Raw genomic sequence first — 24250 nt, forward strand, 5'->3', positions numbered from 1 at the left:
AAGTCACTCGACAAATTAATTGCCCGTTAGCAGTAAAGAAATGTCGCTGAATGATGAATTTCTTAATGCTTTCAAATCCCTGTCACTGTTTTCTGTTTTGTACAATTAATTGAACAGTGCTTTTAATTCTAAAGTAGACTCATTATTATTGCAGCCACAATTGGCGTTTTTTAGAGCAAGGAAACAACAAGATCATGTTGAATACTGAGCTTGTAAAAGTTAAAAACCTAAGTTTCTCTCGAGGTGAACGAGTTATCTTTGATGACATCAGTTTAGAAGTACCTCAAGGAAAAATAACCGCAATTATGGGCCCTTCAGGGATCGGTAAAACGACCTTGTTGCGTTTGATCGGTGGACAATTACCGCCAGATAGCGGTGAAATTTGGTTTGATGGGGACAATATCCCTGCATTATCTCGTCGAAAGCTCTATCAAGCACGTAAGAAAATGAGCATGCTTTTTCAATCGGGTGCACTTTTTACGGATCTCAATGTCTTTGATAATGTGGCGTTTCCACTGCGAGAGCACACTGAACTTAATGAAAAATTCATTCGTACCATCGTATTACTAAAACTTGAAGCGGTGGGTTTGCGAGGCGCAGCAGAATTAATGCCAAGTGAACTGTCTGGTGGTATGGCGAGGCGTGCGGCGTTAGCTCGAGCAATAGCGTTGGATCCGGAACTTATCATGTACGATGAACCTTTTGTTGGCCAGGATCCAATTACCATGGGCGTTTTGGTTGAACTCATCCGAAACCTCAACCAAGCTTTAGACTTAACCTCGATTGTGGTGTCGCATGACGTCCCAGAGGTGATTAGTATCGCTGATTGGGTTTATTTGATGGCTGATGGGAAGATTATTGCATCGGGCTCGCCTGAGGAGTTGTACAACAATAGCGATCCTCGAGTGCAGCAATTTTTGCAAGGTGAAGCGGATGGTCCCGTGCCATTTAGGTTCCCTGCAAAGAGCTTAGAAGAGGATCTGTTTTAATATGATTGTTAAAACTATTGTAGGTGTCGGTAGACGCACACTTGCGATCTGTGAGTCATTTGGTCGAGCAAGCCTAATGTTATTTGGGGCTTTGTTTGGCATCCCGCGACTAAAAAACTTCCCCTTATTAGTAAAACAACTTTATAGCGTTGGCGTTCAGTCATTGGCTATTATTTTAGTTTCGGGTTTATTCATCGGTATGGTGCTGAGTCTTCAAGGCTATGTCGTACTTATCGACTACGGCGCTGAAGGTAACCTTGGTCAAATGGTCGCACTTTCACTGTTACGTGAGTTGGGCCCAGTTGTGACTGCGTTATTGTTTGCAGGCCGCGCAGGTTCAGCATTAACCGCTGAAATTGGTTTAATGAAAGCAACAGAGCAGATTTCCAGCCTTGAGATGATGGCTGTTGATCCTCTTAAACGTATTATTGCACCACGACTTTGGGCTGGGCTTATCTCAATGCCGTTGTTAGCTATGATCTTTATGGCGGTCGGGATTTGGGGCGGTCAGCTAGTTGGTGTTGATTGGAAAGGCATTGATCACGGCAGTTTCTGGTCTGCGATGCAGTCTTCAGTTGAGCTTGGTCGAGATATTGGTAATAGCATGATCAAATGTATGGTTTTCGCTATCACCGTAACTTGGATCGCACTTTTCAACGGTTATGACGCAGTACCGACTTCTGAAGGTATTAGTCAGGCAACCACGCGCACAGTCGTGCACTCTTCTCTAGCGGTACTAGGGCTAGATTTTATTCTTACCGCATTGATGTTTGGGAATTAATCATGCAACAAACTCGAAAACTAGAATTATGGGTCGGCACCTTTGTTATAGCCGGAATTTGCGCAATCTTAATCATGATCTTTCAAGTCGCTGACGTAAAAGGCTTAGGTTCAAACCATACTTACAACTTAAAAGCGACTTTCGACAATATTGGTAGTCTAAAGGTTCGTTCTCCAGTGAAGGTCGGTGGCGTTGTTGTTGGTCGAGTTAAAAGCATTGAGCTTGATACCGAGAGTTACCTTCCTGTAGTCGAATTGTCTATTGATGCGAAGTACTCACAATTTCCTGATACCTCTAGTGCTCAAATCTTAACGTCAGGCTTGATCGGTGAGCAATATATCAGCCTAGTACCAGGGTTCATTTTTGATGACGAAGAGATGCTGGTTGATGGTGATTCGATTGAAGACACTAAATCAGCACTAGTGCTAGAAGATTTGATTGGCCAAGTGCTGTATAGCGTTGGTGGTTCTGATAACAACGAAGCTAAGGAGTAGTCTCATGTCACAGTTCAAAAATATGTTGAAGACTAATGCCATTTTGAAAAGATTGGTTATGACTGCGGTCGCTTTATTGATATCGACTCAAGCCTTTGCTGCTGAATCGATTGACCGCACTCAGCCTTATCAGATGATGACTCAAGTAGCTGAAGTCGCTTTTGAACGTTTAAAAAACGAGCAAGAAAACATTCACAATGATCCTGAGTTACTAAAGGTCATCGTGGAAGAAGAATTGATGCCTTATGTGAATGCTCAATATGCGGCACTTAAGTTGTTAGGGCCTAACTTAAAAGGTGCGGACAGAAAAGATGTACGCGTATTTATTGATGCATTCCGTAAATACCTCGTTTCTTCTTATGCTCAAGTGTTGACTCAATACACAGATCAGACAATTGAATTTGGTCCAGAGCCAAAAGTGAAGCCGGAAAGCCGCATCACCAGTATCAAGGTTGATATTATTGATACACCTCGACCAAACATTAAACTTGAGTTTAAGCTACGTAAAGATAAGAAGTCGGGTGAGTGGAAGGCATTTGATATGGTTGCTGAAGGTATTAGCCTATTATCGAGCAAGCAATCAGAGTGGAATACTAAAATTCGTCAAGAAGGCATTTTACAAGTTGCTGATGAATTGGAGAAACTGTCCGCACAGCCGATTCGTTTTGAGAGTAATAAATAATGAGCGACTCTCAATGGCTAAAGCTAAGTTCTAAAGAGTTCCAACTTCTCGGAGACATTGACCGAGATACCGTCCCTGCAATCTGGCGTATATTAGAAAAGTGGCAAACGACGGAATCGAGTGTTGAAATTAACCTCAGCCATATAAATAGAGTCGATTCAGCAGGAATGGTGATGCTAATTCACTTATTAGAGCATGCAAAAAATCAAAACTGTCATATAATGCTCAGTTTCGTGCCAGAACAATTACGAACGTTGTTCCAATTGAGCAATATCCAGCCAATGATGGCAGAACACATAAAAAATTAGGCAGGAGCTATTTGTGGACAGCACAAAAGTACAAGAATTATTAGCAGAAGCACTGAACCTTCAGGAAATTTTCGTGAAGGGAGAAGGCAGTCATTACGAAGTTGTTGCGGTTGATGCATGTTTTGACGGCATGAATCGAGTTAAGAAGCAGCAACTAATCTACGGCCCACTAATGGAATACATTCAACGCAATGATATCCATGCTCTTTCTATTAAGGCTTTTACGCCTGAAGAGTGGGAACGTGATAAGAAACTGATGTCACTTTAAGGTTTATGATGGAAAAGTTTCGAGTTATTGGATCGGATAAACCGCTAAGCGGTGAAGTGACGATCTCCGGCGCAAAAAATGCAGCGCTACCTATTTTATTTGCTTCAATTCTTGCTGAAGAGCCAGTAGAAGTCAGTAATGTTCCTCACCTACGTGACATCGATACGACGATGGAATTGCTTAAGCGTTTAGGCGCAAAAGTATCGCGTAATGGTAGCGTTCATGTTGATGGCAGCGAAATCAACGAGTTCTGTGCGCCATATGATTTAGTGAAAACAATGCGTGCTTCTATTTGGGCTTTAGGTCCGCTAGTCGCTCGCTTTGGTGAAGGACAAGTGTCACTTCCTGGTGGTTGTGCTATTGGTGCTCGACCTGTTGATTTACATATCCATGGCCTAGAACAATTAGGTGCGACCATTAAACTGGAAGATGGTTATGTGAAAGCAAGTGTTGATGGCCGCTTGAAAGGCGCGCACATCGTGATGGATAAAGTAAGTGTGGGTGCCACCATTACTATCATGTGTGCAGCAACGCTAGCAGAAGGAACGACAGTACTTGATAACTCGGCCCGCGAGCCTGAGATTGTTGATACAGCTGATTTCCTAAACAAGCTAGGTGCTAAGATTTCTGGCGCAGGTACAGACACGATTACGATCGAAGGCGTTGAACGTCTTGGTGGTGGTCACCACTCTGTGGTTGCTGACCGTATTGAAACCGGTACTTTCCTAGTTGCTGCTGCTGTGTCTGGCGGTACCGTGACTTGTCGCAATACTAACGCTCATCTTCTTGAAGCTGCATTAGCGAAGCTTGAAGAAGCGGGTGCGAAGGTTGAAACGGGCGAAGACTGGATAAGTCTTGATATGACAGGTCGTGAGCTGAAAGCGGTAAAAATCGTAACAGCACCTCACCCTGGTTTCCCTACTGATATGCAAGCACAATTTACTTTGCTTAACATGATGGCGAAGGGCAGTGGTGTTATCACGGAGACTATCTTTGAAAACCGCTTTATGCACATTCCTGAATTACAGCGAATGGGTGCGAAAGCTGAGATTGAAGGTAACACGGCTATCTGTGGTGAAACGGAAAAATTGAGCGGTGCTCAAGTAATGGCAACGGACCTGCGCGCATCTGCGAGCCTTGTTATTGCTGGCTGTATCGCTCAAGGCGAAACTATCGTTGATCGTATTTATCACATCGATCGTGGCTACGATAAGATTGAAGATAAGCTTTCAGCCCTAGGCGCAAACATTACACGATTTAGTGATTCGAACTAACTTCGGTTAGTGGGTTCTTGAATTAGTGACATGAAAGCATAAAAGTCGGAACCTTGGTTTCGGCTTTTTTATAGTTGTATTTACCGCAAGTGAATCTGATGCCAATTTTGTGCGAATAGGTGAAAAACTTGACGGTTGAGAGGAACAAAATGATAGCAATATTACGTATTTTCGCAGTGGCGATATTTGCGATTCTTATGTTTGTATTTGGGTGTGGTTACTGTTTACTAAGCCCACGTAACCCGAAACACGTATTTACCTTTGGTCGTTACTTCGGTCGTATGTCTAAAATATTCGGCATGAAGTTAGAACTTCGTATCCCGGAAGATGCTTACTCTCGTGGCCAACATGTTTATGTGGCGAACCACCAAAACAGCTGGGATCTATTCACTATCTCATCAGCAGTGACACCTAAGGTAGTGACGGTTGGTAAGAAAAGCTTAGTGTGGATGCCTCTATTTGGTCAGCTTTACTGGCTGACGGGTAATATCCTAATTGACCGTGCCAATCGCAGCAAAGCGGTAGGTACGATCGACCAAGTAGTGACGAGCTTAAAAGAGAGCGATGTTTCAGTATGGATGTTCCCTGAAGGGACTCGTTCTCGTGGTCGTGGTCTGTTGCCATTCAAAACGGGTGCTTTCCATGCCGCAATTGGCGCTGGCTTGCCTATTATCCCTATCGTGTGTAGCTCAACAGGTGGCGTGAAGCTAAACCGTTGGAACAATGGTCACGTGATAGTTGAAATGTTGCCGCCTATCAGCACTGAAGGTTACGACAAGTCGAACGTTCGTCAACTTGCTAACCTAGCCCGAGAGCAAATGGCCGCTAAGCTTGAAGAGTTAGACAAAGAAGTGGTTGAGCTTAATAAGAAGTAATTTAAGCTAAGCGAAACGATGAATAATAAAAAAGGTTGCCAATAGGGCAACCTTTTTTGTCTCTGATAAACATTCAGCTTTATGCCAACTTGTTTACTAGAAACCGTTTATTCTAGATATTAAAATCTATTTGCGAACTGCAATCGCTTCGATCTCGATACCTACATCTTTTGGTAGACGCGCTACTTCAACACATGAACGTGCTGGGTAGTTTGCAACGCCGTGTTCATCAAAGAATTTACCGTAAACTTCGTTTACTGTACCGAAGTCGTTTAGATCTTTAACGAATACCGTTAGTTTTACGATGTCTTTTACAGTCAGGCCTGAAGCTTCAACTACGGCTTGAACGTTATCTAGAGATTGGCGAGCTTGTTCTGCGATATCTGCAGATACTTCACCAGTTGCTGGGTTTACTGGGATTTGACCAGAAGTCAGTACCATGTTGCCAAGGTCAACACCTTGTACGTATGGGCCGATTGCAGCTGGAGCTGATTCTGTGTGAAGTACTTTAGTCATTGGTTTATTCCATCAGTTATTAGATAAAAAGCAATTTTCAGTGTGCCTACAAACTTTCGATAGGTAAAGAGCAAAATACCCCGCATAGGCGAGGTATTTGATAGTTTATAGGTTCGGTCAATATTGCCGTATGGCGTTATCTTTCTGTCACGATTTCGCGAGAGAAAACTTTTTCGCAGTACTTACACTTCAATCGAATATCTTCTTTCTTTTCAAAGATCTTAAAGCTGCTTTCAACTGGTTCATTGTGAGTAATACAGTTGGTGTTTGGACACTCAAACACATCGTTGATTTGCTCTGGAAGCTCTAATGCTAATTTCTTAACTACTTCGTAATCTTCGATTTGGTTAACCGTAGCGTGAGGTGCATATAGTGCCAGTTTGCTTGCTTGTTCTTCAGTGATAAACACATTCTCAATCTTGAGTAGGTCTTTGCCTCCGAGCGCAGATGAAGGTAGATTTAGGCCAATCGTCACACGTTGATGAGAGTTATGCATGTCGAACAGTTTTAGCACTTTGACCCCGATGTTTGCTGGGATATGGTCGATAACCGTTCCGTTCTTGATTGCTTCAACTTTTAATTGAGTCTCTTTAGACATGATATCTCTCCTCTACAGCGTTTCGTTAAGAACAAGGGCTAGTAATGCTTCACGTGCGTAAACACCGTTCTCTGCTTGCTGGAAGTAGTAAGCGTAAGGTGTTTTATCGACATCGACAGTAATTTCATCAACACGAGGAAGAGGGTGAAGAACCTTTAGGTTATCACGTGCATTTTCCAACATCGGAGCGGTCAGGATGTACGCCGATTTGATGTGCGCGTATTCCGATTCATCAAAACGTTCTTTTTGAACTCGAGTCATGTAAAGAACATCAAGTTCAGGAATGACATCTTCCATGTCTGTCAGTAGTTGGTATTTGATACCCGCTTCATCAAGCTCTTCACAAATGTAGTCAGGCATCGCTAGTGCTTCTGGAGCAACGAAGTAAAAACAGATGTTGTCGAATTTAGCTAGTGCTTGAGTCAGCGAGTGAACCGTACGTCCGTACTTAAGGTCACCGACAAATGCAACATTGAGGTTATCTAAGCGGCCCTGTGTCTCAGCGATAGAGAATAGATCTAACAGTGTTTGAGTTGGGTGTTGGTTTGCACCGTCACCTGCGTTAATAACAGGTACACCGTTAGAAAACTCAGAGGCCAGACGCGCAGCACCTTCTTGAGGGTGACGCATTACGTAAGCATCAACATAAGAAGAAATAACCTGTACAGAGTCCGCTAGCGTTTCGCCTTTCTTCGCCAAGGAAGTGTTACCACCACTGTCGAAACCAATCACATCACCACCGATGCGTTGAATCGCAGTTTCAAAAGAGAGACGAGTTCGCGTTGAAGGTTCGAAGAAGCAGCTTGCCACAACTTTGTTCTTGATGAGTTCTGGGTTCGGTTCAGCTTTGAGTTGACCAGCTGTTTGAACAATTAATTCTAGCTCTTCACGAGAAAGCTCTGGAATTGAGATGATGTGCTTTTGATAAAGCGAATTCGCCATGATCTTCTTCCCCACAATAATGTATTGGCCATAAAAAAGCCCCCCATAATGGGAGGCTTTAAAAAAGTGCTGAAAAGCAGAATAGACGACCTGGTAAGCATCTTAGCTTACGAGCAATATTTGGTGTTTTCACAATATTATTATGTTTTATCACAACATTGCTTGGCGTCATTTTCACTACTCTCAGACAAATTGCCGAGAATTATACGCTTTCAAATTGTGAGCGCAAGCGATTACATCAAGCTTTTGTTTACTTTCATTCTTAGTTATTGACCTAAGGTCGCCACCATTACGGCCTTGATGGTGTGCATGCGATTCTCTGCTTCATCAAACACAATAGAGTAGTCAGATTCAAACACTTCATCGGTCACTTCCAAGCCGTTCATTCCATATTTGTCTGCGACTTGCTGGCCGATCACGGTTTCATTGTTGTGGAAAGCGGGTAGGCAATGCATGAACTTTACTTGAGGGTTACCTGTGAGCTTTATGACATCCATATTCACTTGGTAAGGTGTCATTACAGCCACGCGTTCGTCCCAAGCTTCGGGCGCTTCACCCATAGAAACCCAAACATCGGTGTAGAGGAAATCACAATCTTTCACGCCTTCGGCAACGTCTTCTGTCAGCGTGATTTTTGCACCTGTATTTTGCGCGATAGCGTGGCACTCTTCAACGAGCTGTTCTTCTGGCCAGAACGCTTTAGGTGCAATAAGGCGAATATCCATCCCCATTTTAGCTGCACCTACTAACAGAGAATTACCCATGTTGTTACGTGCATCTCCTAGGTAAGCAAAACTGATTTGATGCAGACGTTTACCGCGACCATGTTCGATCATGGTGAGGAAATCAGCCAAGATCTGAGTTGGATGGAACTCATCGGTTAGACCGTTCCAAACCGGCACACCCGCATAAGCGCCAAGATCTTCGACAATACTCTGGCCAAAACCACGATATTCAATACCATCGTACATACGACCTAATACACGCGCCGTATCTTTCATTGATTCTTTTTGACCAATCTGAGAACCAGAAGGGCCTAAATAAGAGACTTGAGCTCCTTGATCAAAAGCAGCTACCTCAAAGGCACATCGAGTTCGAGTTGATGCTTTTTCAAAGATCAAAGCGATGTTTTTACCGTTAAGCTTTTTTTGCTCTGTACCTGCATACTTAGCTTTTTTAAGGTCAGCAGACAAGTCGAGTAAAAACTGAATCTCTTTAGGAGTAAAGTCGAGAAGTTTTAGAAAGTTACGATTGCGAAGATTAAAGGCCATCTCTCGCTCCTTGGGTATATAGAATCAATGAAGAACTTAGTTAAACATAAAAATGCTATATTTGTGAATATTTATTTTATTAATTTGATAAAAAAGGCCTGTACAGTGGTACTGGCCTAGATAAGTTATCTGTTCGCTTTACTGAACGACTTGAGTTAAATCCCGTCTCTTTCAATAGGGCAGCTCATACAGCGTGCGCCACCACGACCACGACCTAGTTCGTTGCCCGGAATCGTCAGTACTTCGATTCCTGCTTTGTCGTATTTCTCATTGGTGTAAACATTACGCTCATAACCGATAACCGTACCTGGTTTCACGGTAAGTACGTTGTTTGCGTCATTCCACTGTTCACGTTCAGCTTCGTAGTTGTCACCACCTGTGGTTATAATCTTCAGTTGATCGAGTCCTAATGCACCTTCAATAGCAGAAAGGTAGTTGTCAGCCTTTTCTACACGCATCTCGCCATTTTCTTTTGGCGTTAAGCGCCAGGTGTCTAAGTCTTTGCGAACAATTTCTGGGTAGACTGAGAACGTGTCGATATCCATATGAGTCATAACCGTATCAAGGTGCATGCAAGAGCGGTGCTTTGGTAAATCAATTGCAATGACTTCTTTTGCTTGACCCGATTTGAATAAACTCGCTGCTAGGTTTTCGACACCCTGTGGTTTAGTTCGCTCTGAAATACCGATAAGCACGGCGCCTTTACCAATAACTAGGACATCGCCGCCTTCAATATTTGCGTTATCGTAGTGAAGATCCTCATCACCGAAATACTTAATAAAATCTTGGCCAGCGAAGACAGGATGCCAGCGGTATATTGCTCGTAAGTGATTTGTTTCTCGTTGACGAGCAGGCATCATCATCGGGTTAAGAGAGACGCCTCCATAAACCCAACATGAGGTATCTCGTGTAAATAGATGGTTAGGGAGCGGTTCGATAACGAAATCGAGTGGGCGATGCATCTTCGGTAGCATTGAAGATGATTTGATAGGAAGCTCAGAGTAAGCTAAACCACCAAGTAGGATGGTAGCCAAATGCTCATTGTCCATTTGAGCAAGATATTCTCTCAAATCACGCGCAAATGTTGGACCATAACGAAAATCAGATATTTGAGTATTAAGCAACCATTCACGAGCTGGAGCAACAGCAAGTGTCTCAACCAGTAGGTCATGCAGTAATAACACTTCAACGTCTTGGTTACGAAGTGTTGTCGCAAAGGCATCGTGTTCTTCACCTGCGGCTTCTACTGCAAGTACATCATCAAAGAGTAACTCATGACAGTTAGAAGGGGTGAGGTGGGTGAGTGCCCTTTCAGGTCGATTTAGGAGAACTCGTCTTAATTGACCGACTTCGGAGCCAACGTACAGCTTACTCATTTTGCATCCTTACTATTAATCCAGCGTCTATTTATGACAAGCTTGATCGTAATATGCAAGTTTTAAAGCTTGTGTTAATACGAGGTGTTTCTAGAATATTTAGTGTTAAATCCCATATATATTCTATTTATTTATATTTTAACCCAAATAACAGATGTAATTCCCCAACAACCTTTTTGACGATCTATGCTCAAAACCTTGTGAGTTTGGAGTCGACTTTTGTCTGATAATAGTGATTTTTTATTCACTATTATTCATTTTTTGATTTCAGGTCGAGATTTTATGCAACTCTAAAGTTGTCAGGAGTATGCATTTTGTGTGACTAAGCACGCAGTTTTTATTCACTTTCGGCAAAGAGCGCAATAAAAATGAAATGCTAAAACACGCATGGGTTAATAATATGTTGAAAATTTGTTTCTGTGATTTTGATTTCACTTTTTTATTGGTATTGCCTTTGTTATCCGGCGAGAAACTTACCTTTATAAGCCTGATCTAGGTGGCTTTTCTGGACGATCCATGACATATTTCGTGGCAATCAAATTTGATCTTTTCATAGTCAACACTCTGGAGCAGACACATGTCTCACGAAGATGAATATCTATCAGTAGCGGAATTAATTGAATTTCAAAAGGAAGAGACTCGCGACATCATTACAGCGTTAATTGAAGATGGTAGCGATCCTGAAGCTCTATACGATATCGAGCATCACCTATTTGCTGAAGATTTCGGTGTACTTGAGAAAGCGGTTGTTGAAGCCTTCAAAATGGGCTTTGAAGTTCTTGAAGCTGAAGAGACAGAAGACGAAGATGGCAATAAGCTACTTTGTTGTGATGCGACGATGCAGTGTACTCTGAATGCAGAAGCGATTGATGAGCAAGTTGAGAAGCTTGTGAATCTTGCAGAGAAGTTTGACATTATCTATGACGGGTGGGGCACTTACTACGAAGGTGAAGATGCTATCTACCCAGATGAAGATGATGAAGGCGAAGAGTAATCTCTCCCAGTTTTAAAGAATGCCAGCTTCGAGCTGGCATTTTTTTGTCCTCAGAAAAATAAATGTCTTTATATGCATTCATTCTTTATAATGCATTCAAAGTTGATCTAGCTCAAGGAATGACATGCGGCTACCTCTCGATGGTCTTTGGCAAATTTCGCCACTGACGGATCTTTCTATTCCACAAGATGACATTGCCTTTCCTGCTCCGTTAAGTTCAAAGCTCCCTGATAGCTTGAGTGAAGACGATATTGCAAAGCAAGAATGGCACTTGATGCACGACATTGAAGTGGATGATGCCATGTTGGCATGCCCGTTTGTTGAGCTAGTGGTTGCAGGCGTCGATTACTTTGCAGAAGTACGGCTTAATGGCGTTGCTGTGTTTGACTGTGATGGCAGCGAATCTGAATACCGTAAAGACATTCGCCCTTATATGCAGCTTGGTCGAAATCGTTTTGAGATTCTTTTCTTAGAGGAAGAGGAGAGCTTGTTGCTTGAAGAGGACATGGATGAGTCAGCCTCTTCAGCAATTGTCGCTAAATCTGATTCGCGTATCGGGGTTTGGCACGCACCGTACTTGCAATTTGTTCGTAACGTCAAGCTAGAGCAAGTTGTCACCGAGCAAATTTGGCATCACGGTGGCGGCTGTGAGTTTAAAGTGGATGTTATTTATCAGACACTAAAAGCAGGGTTGGTGTCGGCTTCTATTAAATTTAATGGTATGACATTAGTTATGCCGATAGATGTGCGAGCCGAACATACTGGCGTTGTGTTCCAGGTTGAGGCTCCGATCTGTTTTGATCTTGAGAACCCCAATCCTAAGCATTTGTATCCGTTAGAAGTTGAACTCGATGGGCAAAAAGAAAGCTCTTTTGTGGCCTTGAATCCAGCTTCTTGCGTGAGTAACTTCCTGCGTTAGAAGAGTTATTTCTTAGTTACTCTTTTTACAACGATCTAGCCATGACAACTTCACAAGCATCATGGCCAGTTTCTCCCCATGCTGAATCCAGGTGTTCAAAGCCTAGCTTTTCATAAAGTTTCACCGCTGCATTAAGGCATTCTGTCGTTTCTAAGTACATATGTTGATAACCTAAACCTTTAGCCCGGTCCATCGACATATTGACCAACTTCTTAGCTAAGCCTTTACCTCTAGTTACTGGTAAGAAGTACATCTTTTGTAGTTCGCATACTTCGGGCATTCCTGCTAACGGCGCAAATCCACCGCCACCGACGACCTTTCCATTAAGCTCAATCACCCAATATTGCGATTTTTCATTGTTATAAACACTGAACATGTCTTCTAATGTTGGATCTGCTACGCCATAGCCTTTGTCTTCTGTCAGTCCGTTCTCATAAGAAACTTGGCGAATTACGTTAGCAATGCTTGGATTATCTTCTAATTCAATTGAGCGAATAGTGAGGTTAGCAATCTGTTCCATGTTCTGCCTATAAAAATGGGTTACTCATCAGAAGCCCAATATATTGTGATTAAGCATGTTGGTGCAAACAAAACTGTAATTGTGTTGTTTGGCTTTCTGTTTTTCGTAACCAAACTTTTTCGTGGAAATAGTAAGCGATTGTATTTAAAGCTGGCTCTAGCGTGGCCATCACACCGCCAATAAAGGCATCACCAGTTAATAAATAGACAACGGCAAAGGCAACACTAAAATGGATAGTGGCAAAGCTTGCTGTTTTTAGTTTAGTCATAAATTGGCGAGCTTTAAGTGCTTGAATTTGAGCCCAAGCCTTTTCATGAAAATAAAAAGCGACTGTATTTACGGAGGGTTCAATCATGGCAATTAAGCTACCAATCAAGATGTCTCCCGTTAGTACGTAAGCGACACTAAATGCGATAGTAAAATGTAATGCGGCAAAGGTTAGTGTCTTTTTCATGATAATTACTCAATCGTTTTGTTGTTTTGATAGAACTATTATTGAGAATTATTATCATTAATTAAAGTGGGTTGTAAGGATTGATTCGATAGATGAAACCTATCAATAAGTGTGGCGAGCAAGATATATTGGAATCAGAGACATAAAAAAAGGCTGGTCACGAGGACCAACCTTTCTATTTAGATCGAGAAGTTCGAAGCTTTCTCGTTCAATCAGTTAAAGCGCAGCGATGGTCGCTTTTTGCTCTTCAAGCTTAACAAGAGTCTCTTGGTAGCCTTCAAGCTTTTCACGCTCTTTCGCGATAACAACTTCAGGTGCTTTAGCAACGAAACCTTCGTTACCTAGTTTACCTTCGATACGTTTGATTTCGCCTTGAGTCTTAGCCACTTCTTTATCTAGACGAGCAAGTTCAGCATCTTTGTCGATAAGACCCGCCATTGGGATCATCAATTCAGATTTACCAACAAGCTTCGTTGCACAAGCTGGAGTCACTTCACTATCAGCCAGTACTTTGATGTCATCTAGTTTCGCTAGAGAAGTAAGAACGATCTTGTTTGCTTCGATACGCGCAGCATCTTTCTCATCAGCGACTTTGATCATCACTTCTAGGCCTTTGCTAGGAGCAATATCGTATTCCGCACGTAGGTTACGGATAGCAGTGATGAAAGTCTTAACCCATTCGATATCGTCAACGATCTCAGCATTGAAGTTAGCTTCATTAAACTGAGGAAGTGCTTGAGTCATGATTGTCTCTCCTTCAACACCGTCTACTAGTGGCTTAACGCTCTGCCAGATAGATTCAGTGATGTAAGGAAGAACTGGGTGAGCAAGACGCAGTGTTTTCTCAAGAACCGTGATCAAAGTGTAACGGGTCGCTTGTTGTTGAGCTTCAGTACCCTTCCAAAGAACCGGTTTAGTTAGCTCTAGGTACCAGTCACAGAATTGGTTCCAGATGAATTCGTAAAGCGTGTTTGCTGCCATGTCTAGACGGTAGTTGTCTAGGTGAGCATTAAATTCTTTCGCTGCAACTTCAAACTGAGATTCAATCCACTTATCTGCTAGAGAGAATTCCATGTTTGCACGGTCTTCAACAGACAGTGACATGCCACAATCGTGCTCTTCTGTATTCATCAGTACGTAACGGCTTGCGTTCCATAGCTTGTTACAGAAGTTACGGTAACCTTCAAGACGCTTCATGTCCCAGTTGATGTCACGGCCAGTTGAAGCCATAGCAGCAAGAGTGAAACGTAATGCATCAGTACCGTATGGTTCGATACCATCTTCGAAAGTTTTACGTGTAGCCTTTTCGATCTTAGCAGCCAGTTTAGGTTGCATCATGTTGCCACAACGCTTCTCTACTAGCTCTTCAAGGCCGATGCCGTCAATCATGTCGATTGGATCAAGTACGTTACCTTTCGACTTAGACATCTTGTCGCCGTTTTCATCACGGATAAGACCTGTCATGTAAACGGTTTTGAAAGGTACTTGAGCCTTGCCATCTTCGTCTTTCACGAAGTGCATGGTCATCATGATCATACGAGCAACCCAGAAGAAGATAATATCAAAACCAGATACTAGTACTTCAGATGGGTGGAATGTTTTTAGTGCTTCAGTATCTTCAGGCCAGCCTTGCGTGCCGAATGTCCAAAGTGCAGAAGAGAACCAAGTATCTAGTACGTCGTCGTCTTGCTTAAGTACAACAACAGGCGCTAGGTTGTTCTTTTCACGAACTTCTTCTTCAGTGCGACCTACGTAAACCTTACCATCGTTGTCGTACCATGCTGGGATACGGTGGCCCCACCAAAGTTGACGAGAGATACACCAGTCTTGCACGTCACGCATCCACGCGAAATACATGTTTTCGTACTGTTTAGGTACGAATTGGATTTGGCCATCTTCAACCGCTTTAACCGCAGGTTCTGCAAGAGGTGCTGTGCGCACGTACCATTGGTCAGTCAGCATTGGTTCGATAACCACGCCACCACGGTCGCCGTAAGGGACAGTCAGGTCGTGATCTTTGATCTCTTCAAGAAGACCAAGCTCATCGAATTCAGCAACGATAGCTTTACGTGCAGCAAAACGCTCCATGCCTTGGTATTTAGCAGGGATGTCCGTTGAGTAAACATCGCTTTCTTCGCCGTTCGTTGTGAAGACTTCAGCAGCATCACGGATATCAGCGTTGAACGTTAGGATGTTGATCATTGGTAGGTTGTTGCGCTTACCCACTTCGTAATCGTTAAAGTCATGAGCTGGAGTTATCTTCACACAACCCGTGCCTTTTTCCATATCTGCGTGCTCATCGCCTACGATAGGAATAAGACGGTTTACAACAGGAAGTAGGATTTCTTTGCCGATAAGATCTTTGTAACGAGGATCTTCTGGGTTAACAGCAACGCCAGTATCGCCAAGCATGGTTTCTGGACGAGTCGTCGCTACAACGATGTAATCTTTACCATCAGCCGTTTTAACACCGTTCGCTAGCGGGTAGCGGAAGTGCCACATGAAACCTTTTTTGTCTTTGTTTTCAACTTCAAGATCCGAGATTGCCGTGTGCAGTTTAGGATCCCAGTTTACTAGACGCTTACCACGGTAGATTAGGTCTTCTTCGTATAGACGAACAAACACTTCTTGAGTCGCAGCCGATAGGCCATCATCCATAGTGAATCGTTCACGATCCCAATCTACAGATGCACCAAGACGACGAAGTTGTTGAGTGATCGTGCCACCCGATTCGCCTTTCCATTCCCAGATTTTATCGATGAAAGCTTCACGGCCGTAGTCGTGTTTTGTTTTGCCTTCTTCAGCAGCGATCTTACGCTCAACAACCATTTGAGTTGCGATACCAGCGTGGTCAGTACCCACTTGCCAAAGCGTGTTTTTGCCTTTCATACGTTGAGCACGGATAAGCGTATCCATGATCGTATCTTGGAACGCGTGACCCATGTGTAGGCTGCCAGTGACGTTTGGTGGCGGGATCATGATGCTGTAAGCTTCTTTTGATGTGTCACCGTGTGGCTTAAAGTAGCCTTTCTCTTCCCAAGTCTTGTACAGAGCTTGTTCGATTGATGTTGGGTTGTATGTCTTTTCCATAGTGCTCTTAAACGGATACTGTGAATGGTTAATCGTGGTCAAACTTCATAAGTGAAGCTTCTTGAGTTTAAAGTCAAAGAGAGCTTTAACTATGACGTTTGACTATGGATGTTGAATCTCGATAGTTTGTAGCTGATATCCAGCTTGACGGTAAATTTTATACCTTTCTCGAGCGAGTTGCTTAGCTTTTTCTTCGCAAGGCACGAAGTCTATCACCTGAGCAAAGGCGTTCGCAAAGGTTGTATGATTATCGGCCAGATTAATTACTAGCTGACGATTCCAATTATGTTTTACGCCTTGGTAGCCGATTTCGACGTTGGTTGAATACTTTGGTCCTTCGCCAACCAAGTTGTGTGCCATAAATTCACTGGGTTCAACTTGCCAGAAAACTTCCGCAATACGTTCGGCATGCTCTTTGTCATTACAGTTGAGATAAAGTTTAGCGCCTTGTTTTGCAAAGTGCTGAACAAGAAACAGCACATAGTGAGTAAAACCATCTTCGCGGGCTTGCGGACTGTCTGAAGGCACTATGTAAAAAGTGGCAGTTTGCATACTTAACACTCGAACTGAAAATTGTGGACCTCAATATTACTTGGTCTACAGACTCTAACAAATAGCAGTTATTAAAAAAGGGCCCGTAGGCCCTTTTTACTATTTTGAAGATTGCTCTTCAGTCTCTTGGCCGCTGCGGTTCAATAAGAATTGGACAAGCATTGAGACAGGACGACCTGTCGAGCCTTTCGCTGCGCCTGACTTCCACGCCGTACCAGCACTGTCGATGTGTGCCCAGTGGTACTTCTTAGTGAATTTAGACAGGAAGCAACCAGCAGTAATTGTGCCGCCAGGACGGCCGCCGATGTTCGCCATATCAGCGAATGGGCTGTTTAGCTGCTCATGGTATTCGTCAGCCATAGGTAGACGCCATGCTCGGTCGCTTGCTTGCTCTGAAGCATTAACAAGTTCATGAGATAGTGGGTTGTGGTTTGATAGAACGCCACTGATGTGGTGACCTAGAGCAATAACACATGCGCCAGTTAGTGTCGCAACGTCGACAACACAATCAGGTTCAAAACGCTCAACGTAAGTTAGAGCATCACATAAAACCAAACGACCTTCTGCATCAGTATTTAATACTTCAACGGTTTGACCAGACATCGTAGTTAGGATGTCACCAGGGCGATAAGCGTTGCTACCAGGCATATTTTCACAACCCGCTAGAATACCAACAACGTTGATTGGCAGGTTAAGTTTCGCCAATGCTTTCATTGTACCGAATACAGAGGCAGCACCACACATATCGTACTTCATCTCATCCATGCCTTCGCCAGGCTTAAGTGAGATACCGCCTGAATCGAAAGTAAGACCTTTACCGACTAGGACGATAGGTTTTGCGTCTGGATCCGCAGCGCCTTTGTATTCCATGATAGACATCATCGATTCGTTCTTAGAGCCACGGCCTACTGCTAGGTATGAAGTCATACCCAGTTTTTCCATCTCTTCTTCGCCAATGATCTTAGTCTTCACAGTTTCATAATCGTCAGCTAGGCGACGAGCTTGAGATGCAAGGTAAGCAGGATTTGCGATGTTCGGTGGCATATTGCCTAGATCTTTCGATGCTTTCACACCTGAAGCAATAGCAAGGCCATGAGAAATAGCTTTCTCACCAAGGCTCAATTCACGACGTGTAGGTACGTTGAATACCAATTTACGTAGTGGGCGACGAGTCTCTGGCTTATTACTCTTGAATTGGTCAAACGTGTAAAGGCCATCTTTAGTTGCTTCTACAGCTTGACGAACTTTCCAGTAAGTGTCGCGACCTTTAACGTGAAGTTCTGTAAGGAAACATACTGCTTCCATAGAACCTGTTTCGTTTAGTGTGCTGATGGTTTTTTGGATGATTTCTTTGTATTGACGTTCGCCTAGCTCACGCTCTTTACCACAGCCTACCAGTAGAACACGTTCTGAAAGTACACCAGGTACTTGATGCAGTAGTAGCATCTGGCCAGGTTTACCCTCTAGATCACCGCGACGAAGCAGTGAACTAATATAGCCATCGCTAATCTTATCTAATTGCTCGGCGACTGGAGAAAGGCGGCGCGGTTCGAATACACCGACAACGATACATGCGCTGCGTTGTTTCTCTGGGCTGCCACTTTTTACACTGAACTCCATGCGTACTCCTACATCCTGAAGACAAATCGAACTAAATGTTAGATAATGGGTTCTTACTTGTTGGATCCTATAATGGAACTAACCTTAAAGAAGAACGCTAACACTTAGCTAAAAATTTAAAAAAATAAAAGGTTCAACGGGAAATTATAGTGATTCAATCAAAAAAACAAGTTTTGTATAGGTAATTTGAGCGTGATTATTGTTAGATATTTGATCCGCGAGACAATCAAGAGCCAATTTGCGATCTTTTTTGTTCTCTTTCTCGTGTTTCTCAGCCAAAAATTCATCAGTGTTTTAGCGGACGCCTCTGATGGTGATATCCCAGCGAGCCTCATATTATCGATTGTTGGCTTAAATATGCCCGCGATGGGCTTATTGATGCTTCCACTCAGTATCTATATTGGTATTTTACTTACTTTTGGTCGCCTTTACGCTGAAAGTGAAATAGTCGTAATGAACGCGACTGGTATTGGTAATAAATTCCTTATTCAATCTGCACTTTACTTGGCCTTAATCACAGCATCTGTTGCTGCTTTTAACTCATTTTGGCTGTCTCCTTGGTCGCAAGATAAAGTTGAGCAAATGTATGAAGAAGTGGCTGCAGAGAACAGTGTGGATTTACTGCCAAAAGGTAAGTTTGAAGGCACTCCTGATGGTTCTTCAGTCGTTTTCATCGATGACATCGACGGTAATAAGTTAGAAAATGTGTTTGTAGCTCAAATGCGCCCACGTGATTCAGTGTTACCTAGTGTAATGTTCTCTAAATCCGGAGACGTAAAAGAGCTTAGCGATGGTCGACAAGTGATTGTGATGTACGATGGTACCCGTCATGAAGGTGTTCCAACTCGTCTTGATTATATGGTGACACACTTTGAAGAGTACGAAGGCCTGATTGGCCAACGTGAAGTTGAGAAGAAAGGCCGTGACTGGGAAGCCATTCCTACGCTCGATCTGATTGGTAATCCAGAAAACAGTGCGAAAGCAGAATTGCAGTGGCGAATTTCATTGGTGCTTTGTATTCCATTGTTGACCATGCTTGTTGTGCCACTGTCTGCAGTAAACCCTAGACAAGGTCGTTTCGCCAAAATCGGCCCAGCTATACTGATTTATCTAACTTACTTCTTAGCAATCAGTGCAACCAAATCTTCGATTGAAGAAGGGAGTATTCCCGCGGTAGTCGGCATGTGGCCAATAAATGCGTTGTTGTTACTTGTCGCGATTGGTGCAAACTTTATGGATAGTGTGCCAGTAAGGCGTTTGAAAGAAAAATTCAAGAATAAGAGGTTGGCTTAAGCCGTGTTTAAAATTCTCGATTTATATATAGGCAGAACCATCATCGCAACGACGTCATTGGTATTGGTGACGTTTGTTGGCCTCTCTGGGATCATCAAGTACGTAGAGCAGCTTAGAAAGGTTGGTCGCGGTACATACGATCTATTACAAGCGCTGTATTTCGTTTTGTTGAGTATCCCACGTGATATTGAAATGTTCTTTCCAATGGCCGCTTTGCTTGGCGCATTGATCGGGCTTGGTATGCTTGCTGCAAGTTCTGAACTCGTTGTAATGCAGGCTGCGGGTTTCTCTAAGTTAGATATCGGCCTATCGGTACTCAAAACCGCAATCCCACTGATGGTCGTTGTGACATTGCTTGGTCAGTGGGGCGCACCTCAAGCACAGAAAATGGCTCGTGACTTAAGAACCATATCAATTGCTGGTGGTAATATTATCTCGACTCAAAGTGGTGTATGGGCTCGCGATGCCAATGATTTTATCTTCATTGTCAAAATTGATGATGAGAAGCTATATGGAATGAACATGTGGCGCTTTGATGAGAATAAAGCTCTAAAGACCGCTATTTACTCTGACGAAGTTGATTACGTTGGAGATAACGTGTGGACGATGAAAAATGTAGAGATCACGTCTTTTGAAAACGAACTTCAAATTACTAAAGAAAGCCTGCCAACTTATTCTTGGAAGACATCATTAGCACCGGATAAGCTCGCGATAGTAACGGTTAAACCAGAAGAGCTTTCATTAAGTGGATTGTATGATTATGTTTCTTATCTCAAAGCTTCAGAACAAGATGCATCACGCTATGAACTGGCGTTATGGCGAAAGATAACTCAGCCTATCTCGATAGCGGTCATGATGCTGATGGCATTATCGTTTATCTTTGGCCCTCTACGTAGTGTGACCATGGGTGCTAGGATTCTTTCTGGTGTTATCGCAGGTTTTACTTTCTACATATCCAGTGAGTTTTTTGGTCCAGTGAGTTTGGTTTATCAAATTCCCCCCGCTTTTGGTGCGCTAGCTCCGAGTGTGGTATTCCTCGGAATAGCAGTCATGCTCTTGAGGCGGAAACTGTAAATAGAAAAAAGGAAGGTATAACGCCTTCCTTTTTTGATCTTGATTAGAGCTAACTTAAATCACGCTATCGTGCTTGTGGTAACACAACGACTTCGGTCTTTGCCCAGATATCGTGAAAGCCACGCTTTTTTGGATCGAATGGAACACATAGGTTTGCCAATCCAAAACCTGAAGTACCCAAACGAATCATCGCCTGAGTTACTGTAATAGCTGAACCGTCTTTGTTTTGAACGCGTAGCTTCCAGGCTCTCATTCCCAGAGTTTGTCCTGCTCTTGTCCAGAAGAACACAAAGAAGTAAACCCAAACGACCACTAAGTAAAAAGTATACGCTGGGCTCCAAATCGGATGGTTTGTTAAGAAGTCACTAACATCTGCATATCCGCTATGGTTAAAAATACCAAGAGCCATTAGAGCGTGCAGCAGAGCGACAATAACGCCAGCTGCCAACATTTCAATAGCGATTACAATAAGGGCGTCATAGAACAAAGCACCAAATCGGCGCATTACTCCTGCTGGTGGCAGAGTGTTTGTTGATGTCATTGTGTTATTACTTCTTCAAAAATTGAGGCGTCAGAATATAGTTTAAGGCTTAGCGTGAAAAGAGACATAACGCACAGCTTATGACTTAGTGGCGAAATTATCGGCAAACACACATGAATTCAAGTTTTTATACTTGCCACATCAGTTCGCATACGTATAATGCCAGACATCGAAAGGGCAATGCCCCAAGATAATGCCGGTATGGTGAAATTGGTATACACGACGGATTCAAAATCCGTTGCCTTCGGGCGTGGCGGTTCAAGTCCGCCTACCGGTACCATATTTAAATGACAAAGCCTCGACTCAAGTCGGGGCTTTGTTGTATCTGGAGAGCAAAAAACGTTGCCTTCGCTGTGACGGCAGGGGTGCCTGTCCAATCAGTCCGCCTGCGGGTACCAAACATAGAAAGGTCGTTTTTATCTCGACCTTTCGTCGTTTTGGGCGTTTGTGAATTCCTAACCCAGGGTGCCGGCTTGGATGCAAGCCCAGTCAAGTCGCCTATCGGATCATATTTAATGACAAAGCCTCGACTCAAATCGGGGCTTTGTTGTATCTGGAGAGCAGAAAACGTTGCCTTCGCTGTGGCGGCAGGTATGCCTGTTCAATCAGTCAGATCTTGATGTTTCATTCCTAAATTTCATCATTTCTCTTCGTAATCTAATGTGCCAATGAATTAATTATCTTAAATCAGAATGTTACCTTTAATTCTCACATCTATTGTCTATGTTTAAGATAGATCATAAAGGAGATAGATATGCTGAAAGTTACCCCTTACTTATTTTTTGATGGTCGTTGTAATGAAGCATTGGACTTTTATCACAAGTGCTTTGGTGGTGTAGTTTTATCAAAACAACTATTTAGTGACGCACCACAGGTAATAGAGGGTGCTCAGCCTGATTGGGTTATGCACGCAGAGTTTGAAGCATTCGGTATGAAGCTTATGATGTCAGATGGCGTCAAAGCGAAAGAATTAGAAGGAAACAATCTTGCACTCTCCCTTGTTACTGAGGATACGACGACTCAAGAGCAAATCTTTGAAAAATTAAAGCAAGGTGGTCGTATTATGACACCTTTAGCGGATACTTTTTGGGGAGCGCGGTTTGGTAAAGTGGAAGATAAATTTGGTATACGCTGGATGGTACATTGTGACTCTTTAAGTTGAACCAGTGAAATTGGATAGTGAAATTGCTGCTTGGTTTTATTAGAATTATAAATAGAGATTATTGATCGATATTATATAAAAATGGGCAGCATAAAGATTACCGTAGATCGCATTCAGCCCGGTCTACACATACGACTCCCAGTAAAATGGAATGAACACCCATTTCTACTCAACAGTTTCAAAATCAAAGATGATGCTCAAGTACAAGTAATTCGACATCTTGGAATCAAGCACGTCTATATAAATCCGAATCAGAGCGATACATCCCCTCTACCAGTTAACCACGTGAATGAACAAGCCTTGGATACTGATTTACAGGCAAGTATTGAAACGGAAAGAATGTGGAAAGATAAGCATGAACGTATTGAAACTCTAAGTTCTTACCGTCGCAGAGTAAGCCATTGTGAGAAAGAGTTCGAACGTTCGCTTGCTCGAATGCGTTCTGTTATGACCAAGATTCGTAATCGTCCTTTAGCTGCGGTAGGGGAGGTGAAGGCTCTTGTTGACGATATTGTCGAAACACTCGTGAGCGATGACAACGTTACCCTGCATCTTATGAATACTAAAGTGGACTTTGATGACCTCTACTTTCATACATTGAATGTTTCTGTTGTTGCACTAATGATAGGTAAGGCTAAAGGTTTCGATACTCAACAATTAAAAGAACTCTCCTTTGCTGCGTTATTTCACGATATCGGCAAAATAAAAATACCTACGGCTATCTTAAGAAAACAGACTGCGTTAACGGTACCGGAAGAAAACTATTTAAAGCTTCATACGAAATACGGTGTGGATATAGTCGCAGGAATTGATGATTTTCCTGACAGCGCGAAGAAGGTAATTGGTCAGCACCATGAAATGAATGATGGTTCAGGTTACCCCGAAGGGTTAACGGAAGGAGAGATTGATGAATTTGCGAAGATAGTCGCTGTAGCGAATACCTTCGACAACCTTTGTCATGGCAGAGGGCAACCTCACCCTAAGATCCCTTATCTAGCATTGTCCCACTTATACAAGAATTGCAAACACCTATATAGTCAGGACAACTTGAGTTTGTTAGTTAAGTTTATGGGTGTGTATCCGCCAGGTACGGTGGTACAACTTTCCAATGACTCTATTGGTGTTGTGATCTCCGTTAATGCGAAACATATGCTCTACCCGAATGTACTGATTTATGATCCTAGCGTCCCTAGAACTCAAGCTCCGATTATTGACTTGCTTAATAAAGAGATAAAAATCGTTAATGCAGTACATCCAAGCAAACTACCCGAGCAAGTGAGAGAGTATTTAAATCCACGAGCTCGATTATCTTACTTTTTTGAAAGTAACGACTAGTTATCCACAGGGTTCTGTGGGTAATTTGTTTAAAAGTTGGGGTGAGATTGGTATAAATAGGCTCTTGGTTGAAATCTCTTCGCTTAGCCTCTTTTTTTAATAAAAAACGTATTTAATGCTTGCCAATGAGAGCTGCATCTCTATAATGCCGCCTCACTGACATGGCAGACGCCATAAGGCTTCAGCGAAGAATGTTAGTAAGGCAACTAGCTTTAAGCGATGATTCGCTTTTACTTTTTAAAAGTAGAAATTAATTCCGAATAAGTGTTTGACACTGAGAATTAAATAGCTAGAATGGCCGCCTCTTCCGAAGTGATGTAAC

25 protein-coding genes and 1 tRNA gene are annotated in these 24250 nt (G+C 42.9%); 15 read left to right on the top strand and 11 right to left on the bottom strand.

The window, feature by feature from the left end:
• The first annotated feature begins 194 nt into the window (after positions 1 to 194).
• The 8 genes from mlaF to ACFI6G_RS18960 all read left to right on the top strand — a co-directional run bounded on the left by mlaF (position 195) and on the right by ACFI6G_RS18960 (position 5671).
• Positions 195 to 989: a phospholipid ABC transporter ATP-binding protein MlaF gene (gene mlaF / locus ACFI6G_RS18925; RefSeq protein ID WP_462710419.1), complete on the top strand. Its 795-nt coding sequence runs from the start codon at positions 195 to 197 to the stop codon at positions 987 to 989.
• Between the two features lies 1 nt (position 990).
• The gene (mlaE, locus tag ACFI6G_RS18930; RefSeq protein WP_010435033.1) at positions 991 to 1770 is read left to right on the top strand and encodes a lipid asymmetry maintenance ABC transporter permease subunit MlaE; all 780 of its coding nucleotides are present in this window, start codon (positions 991 to 993) and stop codon (positions 1768 to 1770) included.
• 2 nt (positions 1771 to 1772) lie between these two features.
• On the top strand, positions 1773 to 2264 hold the full coding sequence (gene mlaD, locus ACFI6G_RS18935; protein WP_010435031.1) for an outer membrane lipid asymmetry maintenance protein MlaD: 492 nt from the start codon (positions 1773 to 1775) through the stop codon (positions 2262 to 2264).
• 58 nt (positions 2265 to 2322) lie between these two features.
• Positions 2323 to 2946: an MlaC/ttg2D family ABC transporter substrate-binding protein gene (locus tag ACFI6G_RS18940; protein WP_022570894.1), complete on the top strand. Its 624-nt coding sequence runs from the start codon at positions 2323 to 2325 to the stop codon at positions 2944 to 2946.
• Positions 2946 to 3254 carry an STAS domain-containing protein gene (locus ACFI6G_RS18945; protein WP_462710420.1) on the top strand — a complete coding sequence of 103 codons (309 nt, stop codon included), beginning with the start codon at positions 2946 to 2948 and terminating at the stop codon, positions 3252 to 3254. The genes ACFI6G_RS18940 and ACFI6G_RS18945 overlap by 1 nt, the downstream gene beginning before the upstream one ends.
• A gap of 13 nt (positions 3255 to 3267) precedes the next feature.
• Positions 3268 to 3522: a BolA family iron metabolism protein IbaG gene (gene ibaG, locus ACFI6G_RS18950; RefSeq protein ID WP_010435028.1), complete on the top strand. Its 255-nt coding sequence runs from the start codon at positions 3268 to 3270 to the stop codon at positions 3520 to 3522.
• Between the two features lie 8 nt (positions 3523 to 3530).
• Entirely contained in the window at positions 3531 to 4796 is a 1266-nt protein-coding gene (murA, locus tag ACFI6G_RS18955; RefSeq protein WP_016768634.1) for a UDP-N-acetylglucosamine 1-carboxyvinyltransferase, read from the top strand.
• Between the two features lie 149 nt (positions 4797 to 4945).
• Positions 4946 to 5671, top strand: a complete 726-nt coding sequence (locus ACFI6G_RS18960) for a 1-acylglycerol-3-phosphate O-acyltransferase (protein WP_010435026.1) — start codon at positions 4946 to 4948, stop codon at positions 5669 to 5671.
• A 126-nt stretch (positions 5672 to 5797) separates the two neighbouring features.
• Here ACFI6G_RS18960 and ACFI6G_RS18965 read toward each other — a convergent pair whose 3' ends face one another.
• From ACFI6G_RS18965 to arcA, 5 genes are all read right to left on the bottom strand, one after another.
• A complete protein-coding gene (locus tag ACFI6G_RS18965) occupies positions 5798 to 6187 on the bottom strand; it encodes a RidA family protein (RefSeq protein WP_004735319.1) in 390 nt (129 codons plus the stop codon).
• 136 nt (positions 6188 to 6323) lie between these two features.
• On the bottom strand, positions 6324 to 6785 hold the full coding sequence (gene pyrI, locus ACFI6G_RS18970; RefSeq protein ID WP_462710421.1) for an aspartate carbamoyltransferase regulatory subunit: 462 nt from the start codon (positions 6783 to 6785) through the stop codon (positions 6324 to 6326).
• A 12-nt stretch (positions 6786 to 6797) separates the two neighbouring features.
• Positions 6798 to 7727 carry an aspartate carbamoyltransferase gene (pyrB, locus tag ACFI6G_RS18975; protein WP_004735321.1) on the bottom strand — a complete coding sequence of 310 codons (930 nt, stop codon included), beginning with the start codon at positions 7725 to 7727 and terminating at the stop codon, positions 6798 to 6800.
• A 266-nt stretch (positions 7728 to 7993) separates the two neighbouring features.
• Positions 7994 to 8998 (bottom strand): ornithine carbamoyltransferase, encoded by a 1005-nt coding sequence (locus ACFI6G_RS18980; RefSeq protein WP_016768633.1) that lies wholly within the window; start codon positions 8996 to 8998, stop codon positions 7994 to 7996.
• A gap of 155 nt (positions 8999 to 9153) precedes the next feature.
• On the bottom strand, positions 9154 to 10374 hold the full coding sequence (gene arcA / locus ACFI6G_RS18985; protein WP_010435019.1) for an arginine deiminase: 1221 nt from the start codon (positions 10372 to 10374) through the stop codon (positions 9154 to 9156).
• A gap of 577 nt (positions 10375 to 10951) precedes the next feature.
• Here arcA and rraB point away from each other — a divergent pair.
• Together rraB and ACFI6G_RS18995 are read left to right on the top strand one after the other, a co-directional pair.
• Positions 10952 to 11368: a ribonuclease E inhibitor RraB gene (rraB, locus tag ACFI6G_RS18990; protein WP_010435017.1), complete on the top strand. Its 417-nt coding sequence runs from the start codon at positions 10952 to 10954 to the stop codon at positions 11366 to 11368.
• 124 nt (positions 11369 to 11492) lie between these two features.
• A complete protein-coding gene (locus tag ACFI6G_RS18995) occupies positions 11493 to 12287 on the top strand; it encodes a glycosyl hydrolase 2 galactose-binding domain-containing protein (protein ID WP_010435015.1) in 795 nt (264 codons plus the stop codon).
• Between the two features lie 25 nt (positions 12288 to 12312).
• On the opposite strand, the gene ACFI6G_RS19000 is transcribed toward ACFI6G_RS18995, so the two are convergent.
• The 5 genes from ACFI6G_RS19000 to pepA all read right to left on the bottom strand — a co-directional run bounded on the left by ACFI6G_RS19000 (position 12313) and on the right by pepA (position 18523).
• Complete coding sequence (locus tag ACFI6G_RS19000; protein WP_016798286.1) at positions 12313 to 12807, bottom strand: GNAT family N-acetyltransferase; 495 nt, start codon at positions 12805 to 12807, stop codon at positions 12313 to 12315.
• 49 nt (positions 12808 to 12856) lie between these two features.
• On the bottom strand, positions 12857 to 13261 hold the full coding sequence (locus ACFI6G_RS19005; protein WP_462710422.1) for a DUF2061 domain-containing protein: 405 nt from the start codon (positions 13259 to 13261) through the stop codon (positions 12857 to 12859).
• A 216-nt stretch (positions 13262 to 13477) separates the two neighbouring features.
• Positions 13478 to 16351, bottom strand: a complete 2874-nt coding sequence (locus ACFI6G_RS19010) for a valine--tRNA ligase (RefSeq protein WP_102309115.1) — start codon at positions 16349 to 16351, stop codon at positions 13478 to 13480.
• A gap of 102 nt (positions 16352 to 16453) precedes the next feature.
• The gene (locus ACFI6G_RS19015; RefSeq protein WP_010435007.1) at positions 16454 to 16903 is read right to left on the bottom strand and encodes a DNA polymerase III subunit chi; all 450 of its coding nucleotides are present in this window, start codon (positions 16901 to 16903) and stop codon (positions 16454 to 16456) included.
• 99 nt (positions 16904 to 17002) lie between these two features.
• The gene (pepA, locus tag ACFI6G_RS19020) at positions 17003 to 18523 is read right to left on the bottom strand and encodes a leucyl aminopeptidase (protein WP_010435005.1); all 1521 of its coding nucleotides are present in this window, start codon (positions 18521 to 18523) and stop codon (positions 17003 to 17005) included.
• Between the two features lie 192 nt (positions 18524 to 18715).
• Between pepA and lptF the strand changes: the two genes are divergently transcribed.
• Positions 18716 to 19816 carry an LPS export ABC transporter permease LptF gene (lptF, locus tag ACFI6G_RS19025; RefSeq protein ID WP_010435003.1) on the top strand — a complete coding sequence of 367 codons (1101 nt, stop codon included), beginning with the start codon at positions 18716 to 18718 and terminating at the stop codon, positions 19814 to 19816.
• Between the two features lie 3 nt (positions 19817 to 19819).
• Positions 19820 to 20890 (top strand): LPS export ABC transporter permease LptG, encoded by a 1071-nt coding sequence (gene lptG, locus ACFI6G_RS19030; protein ID WP_102309116.1) that lies wholly within the window; start codon positions 19820 to 19822, stop codon positions 20888 to 20890.
• A gap of 64 nt (positions 20891 to 20954) precedes the next feature.
• On the opposite strand, the gene ACFI6G_RS19035 is transcribed toward lptG, so the two are convergent.
• On the bottom strand, positions 20955 to 21431 hold the full coding sequence (locus ACFI6G_RS19035) for an RDD family protein (protein WP_010435000.1): 477 nt from the start codon (positions 21429 to 21431) through the stop codon (positions 20955 to 20957).
• Between the two features lie 195 nt (positions 21432 to 21626).
• Between ACFI6G_RS19035 and ACFI6G_RS19040 the strand changes: the two genes are divergently transcribed.
• From ACFI6G_RS19040 to ACFI6G_RS19050, 3 genes are all read left to right on the top strand, one after another.
• A tRNA-Leu gene (locus tag ACFI6G_RS19040) sits at positions 21627 to 21711 on the top strand.
• A gap of 474 nt (positions 21712 to 22185) precedes the next feature.
• A complete protein-coding gene (locus ACFI6G_RS19045; protein WP_010441580.1) occupies positions 22186 to 22593 on the top strand; it encodes a VOC family protein in 408 nt (135 codons plus the stop codon).
• Positions 22594 to 22674: 81 nt separating this feature from the next.
• Entirely contained in the window at positions 22675 to 23928 is a 1254-nt protein-coding gene (locus tag ACFI6G_RS19050; RefSeq protein WP_016783725.1) for an HD-GYP domain-containing protein, read from the top strand.
• Positions 23929 to 24250 lie beyond the last annotated feature (322 nt).

This window comes from Vibrio sp. PSi01 (assembly GCF_054960695.1).

Excerpts from the sequence above, each read along its gene's own strand:
- ACFI6G_RS19035 (WP_010435000.1), bottom strand. The coding sequence starts at position 21,431 with ATGACATCAACAAACACTCTGCCACCAGCAGGAGTAATGCGCCGATTT.
- ACFI6G_RS18965 (WP_004735319.1), bottom strand. The coding sequence starts at position 6,187 with ATGACTAAAGTACTTCACACAGAATCAGCTCCAGCTGCAATCGGCCCA.
- pepA (WP_010435005.1), bottom strand. The coding sequence starts at position 18,523 with ATGGAGTTCAGTGTAAAAAGTGGCAGCCCAGAGAAACAACGCAGCGCA.
- mlaD (WP_010435031.1), top strand. The coding sequence starts at position 1,773 with ATGCAACAAACTCGAAAACTAGAATTATGGGTCGGCACCTTTGTTATA.
- ACFI6G_RS18995 (WP_010435015.1), top strand. The coding sequence starts at position 11,493 with ATGCGGCTACCTCTCGATGGTCTTTGGCAAATTTCGCCACTGACGGAT.
- ACFI6G_RS18960 (WP_010435026.1), top strand. The coding sequence starts at position 4,946 with ATGATAGCAATATTACGTATTTTCGCAGTGGCGATATTTGCGATTCTT.
- rraB (WP_010435017.1), top strand. The coding sequence starts at position 10,952 with ATGTCTCACGAAGATGAATATCTATCAGTAGCGGAATTAATTGAATTT.
- ACFI6G_RS19010 (WP_102309115.1), bottom strand. The coding sequence starts at position 16,351 with ATGGAAAAGACATACAACCCAACATCAATCGAACAAGCTCTGTACAAG.
- pyrB (WP_004735321.1), bottom strand. The coding sequence starts at position 7,727 with ATGGCGAATTCGCTTTATCAAAAGCACATCATCTCAATTCCAGAGCTT.
- pyrI (WP_462710421.1), bottom strand. The coding sequence starts at position 6,785 with ATGTCTAAAGAGACTCAATTAAAAGTTGAAGCAATCAAGAACGGAACG.
- ACFI6G_RS18940 (WP_022570894.1), top strand. The coding sequence starts at position 2,323 with ATGACTGCGGTCGCTTTATTGATATCGACTCAAGCCTTTGCTGCTGAA.
- mlaE (WP_010435033.1), top strand. The coding sequence starts at position 991 with ATGATTGTTAAAACTATTGTAGGTGTCGGTAGACGCACACTTGCGATC.
- ACFI6G_RS18945 (WP_462710420.1), top strand. The coding sequence starts at position 2,946 with ATGAGCGACTCTCAATGGCTAAAGCTAAGTTCTAAAGAGTTCCAACTT.
- ACFI6G_RS18980 (WP_016768633.1), bottom strand. The coding sequence starts at position 8,998 with ATGGCCTTTAATCTTCGCAATCGTAACTTTCTAAAACTTCTCGACTTT.
- mlaF (WP_462710419.1), top strand. The coding sequence starts at position 195 with ATGTTGAATACTGAGCTTGTAAAAGTTAAAAACCTAAGTTTCTCTCGA.
- murA (WP_016768634.1), top strand. The coding sequence starts at position 3,531 with ATGGAAAAGTTTCGAGTTATTGGATCGGATAAACCGCTAAGCGGTGAA.
- ACFI6G_RS19015 (WP_010435007.1), bottom strand. The coding sequence starts at position 16,903 with ATGCAAACTGCCACTTTTTACATAGTGCCTTCAGACAGTCCGCAAGCC.
- ACFI6G_RS19050 (WP_016783725.1), top strand. The coding sequence starts at position 22,675 with ATGGGCAGCATAAAGATTACCGTAGATCGCATTCAGCCCGGTCTACAC.
- arcA (WP_010435019.1), bottom strand. The coding sequence starts at position 10,374 with ATGAGTAAGCTGTACGTTGGCTCCGAAGTCGGTCAATTAAGACGAGTT.
- ACFI6G_RS19000 (WP_016798286.1), bottom strand. The coding sequence starts at position 12,807 with ATGGAACAGATTGCTAACCTCACTATTCGCTCAATTGAATTAGAAGAT.
- ACFI6G_RS19005 (WP_462710422.1), bottom strand. The coding sequence starts at position 13,261 with ATGAAAAAGACACTAACCTTTGCCGCATTACATTTTACTATCGCATTT.
- ACFI6G_RS19045 (WP_010441580.1), top strand. The coding sequence starts at position 22,186 with ATGCTGAAAGTTACCCCTTACTTATTTTTTGATGGTCGTTGTAATGAA.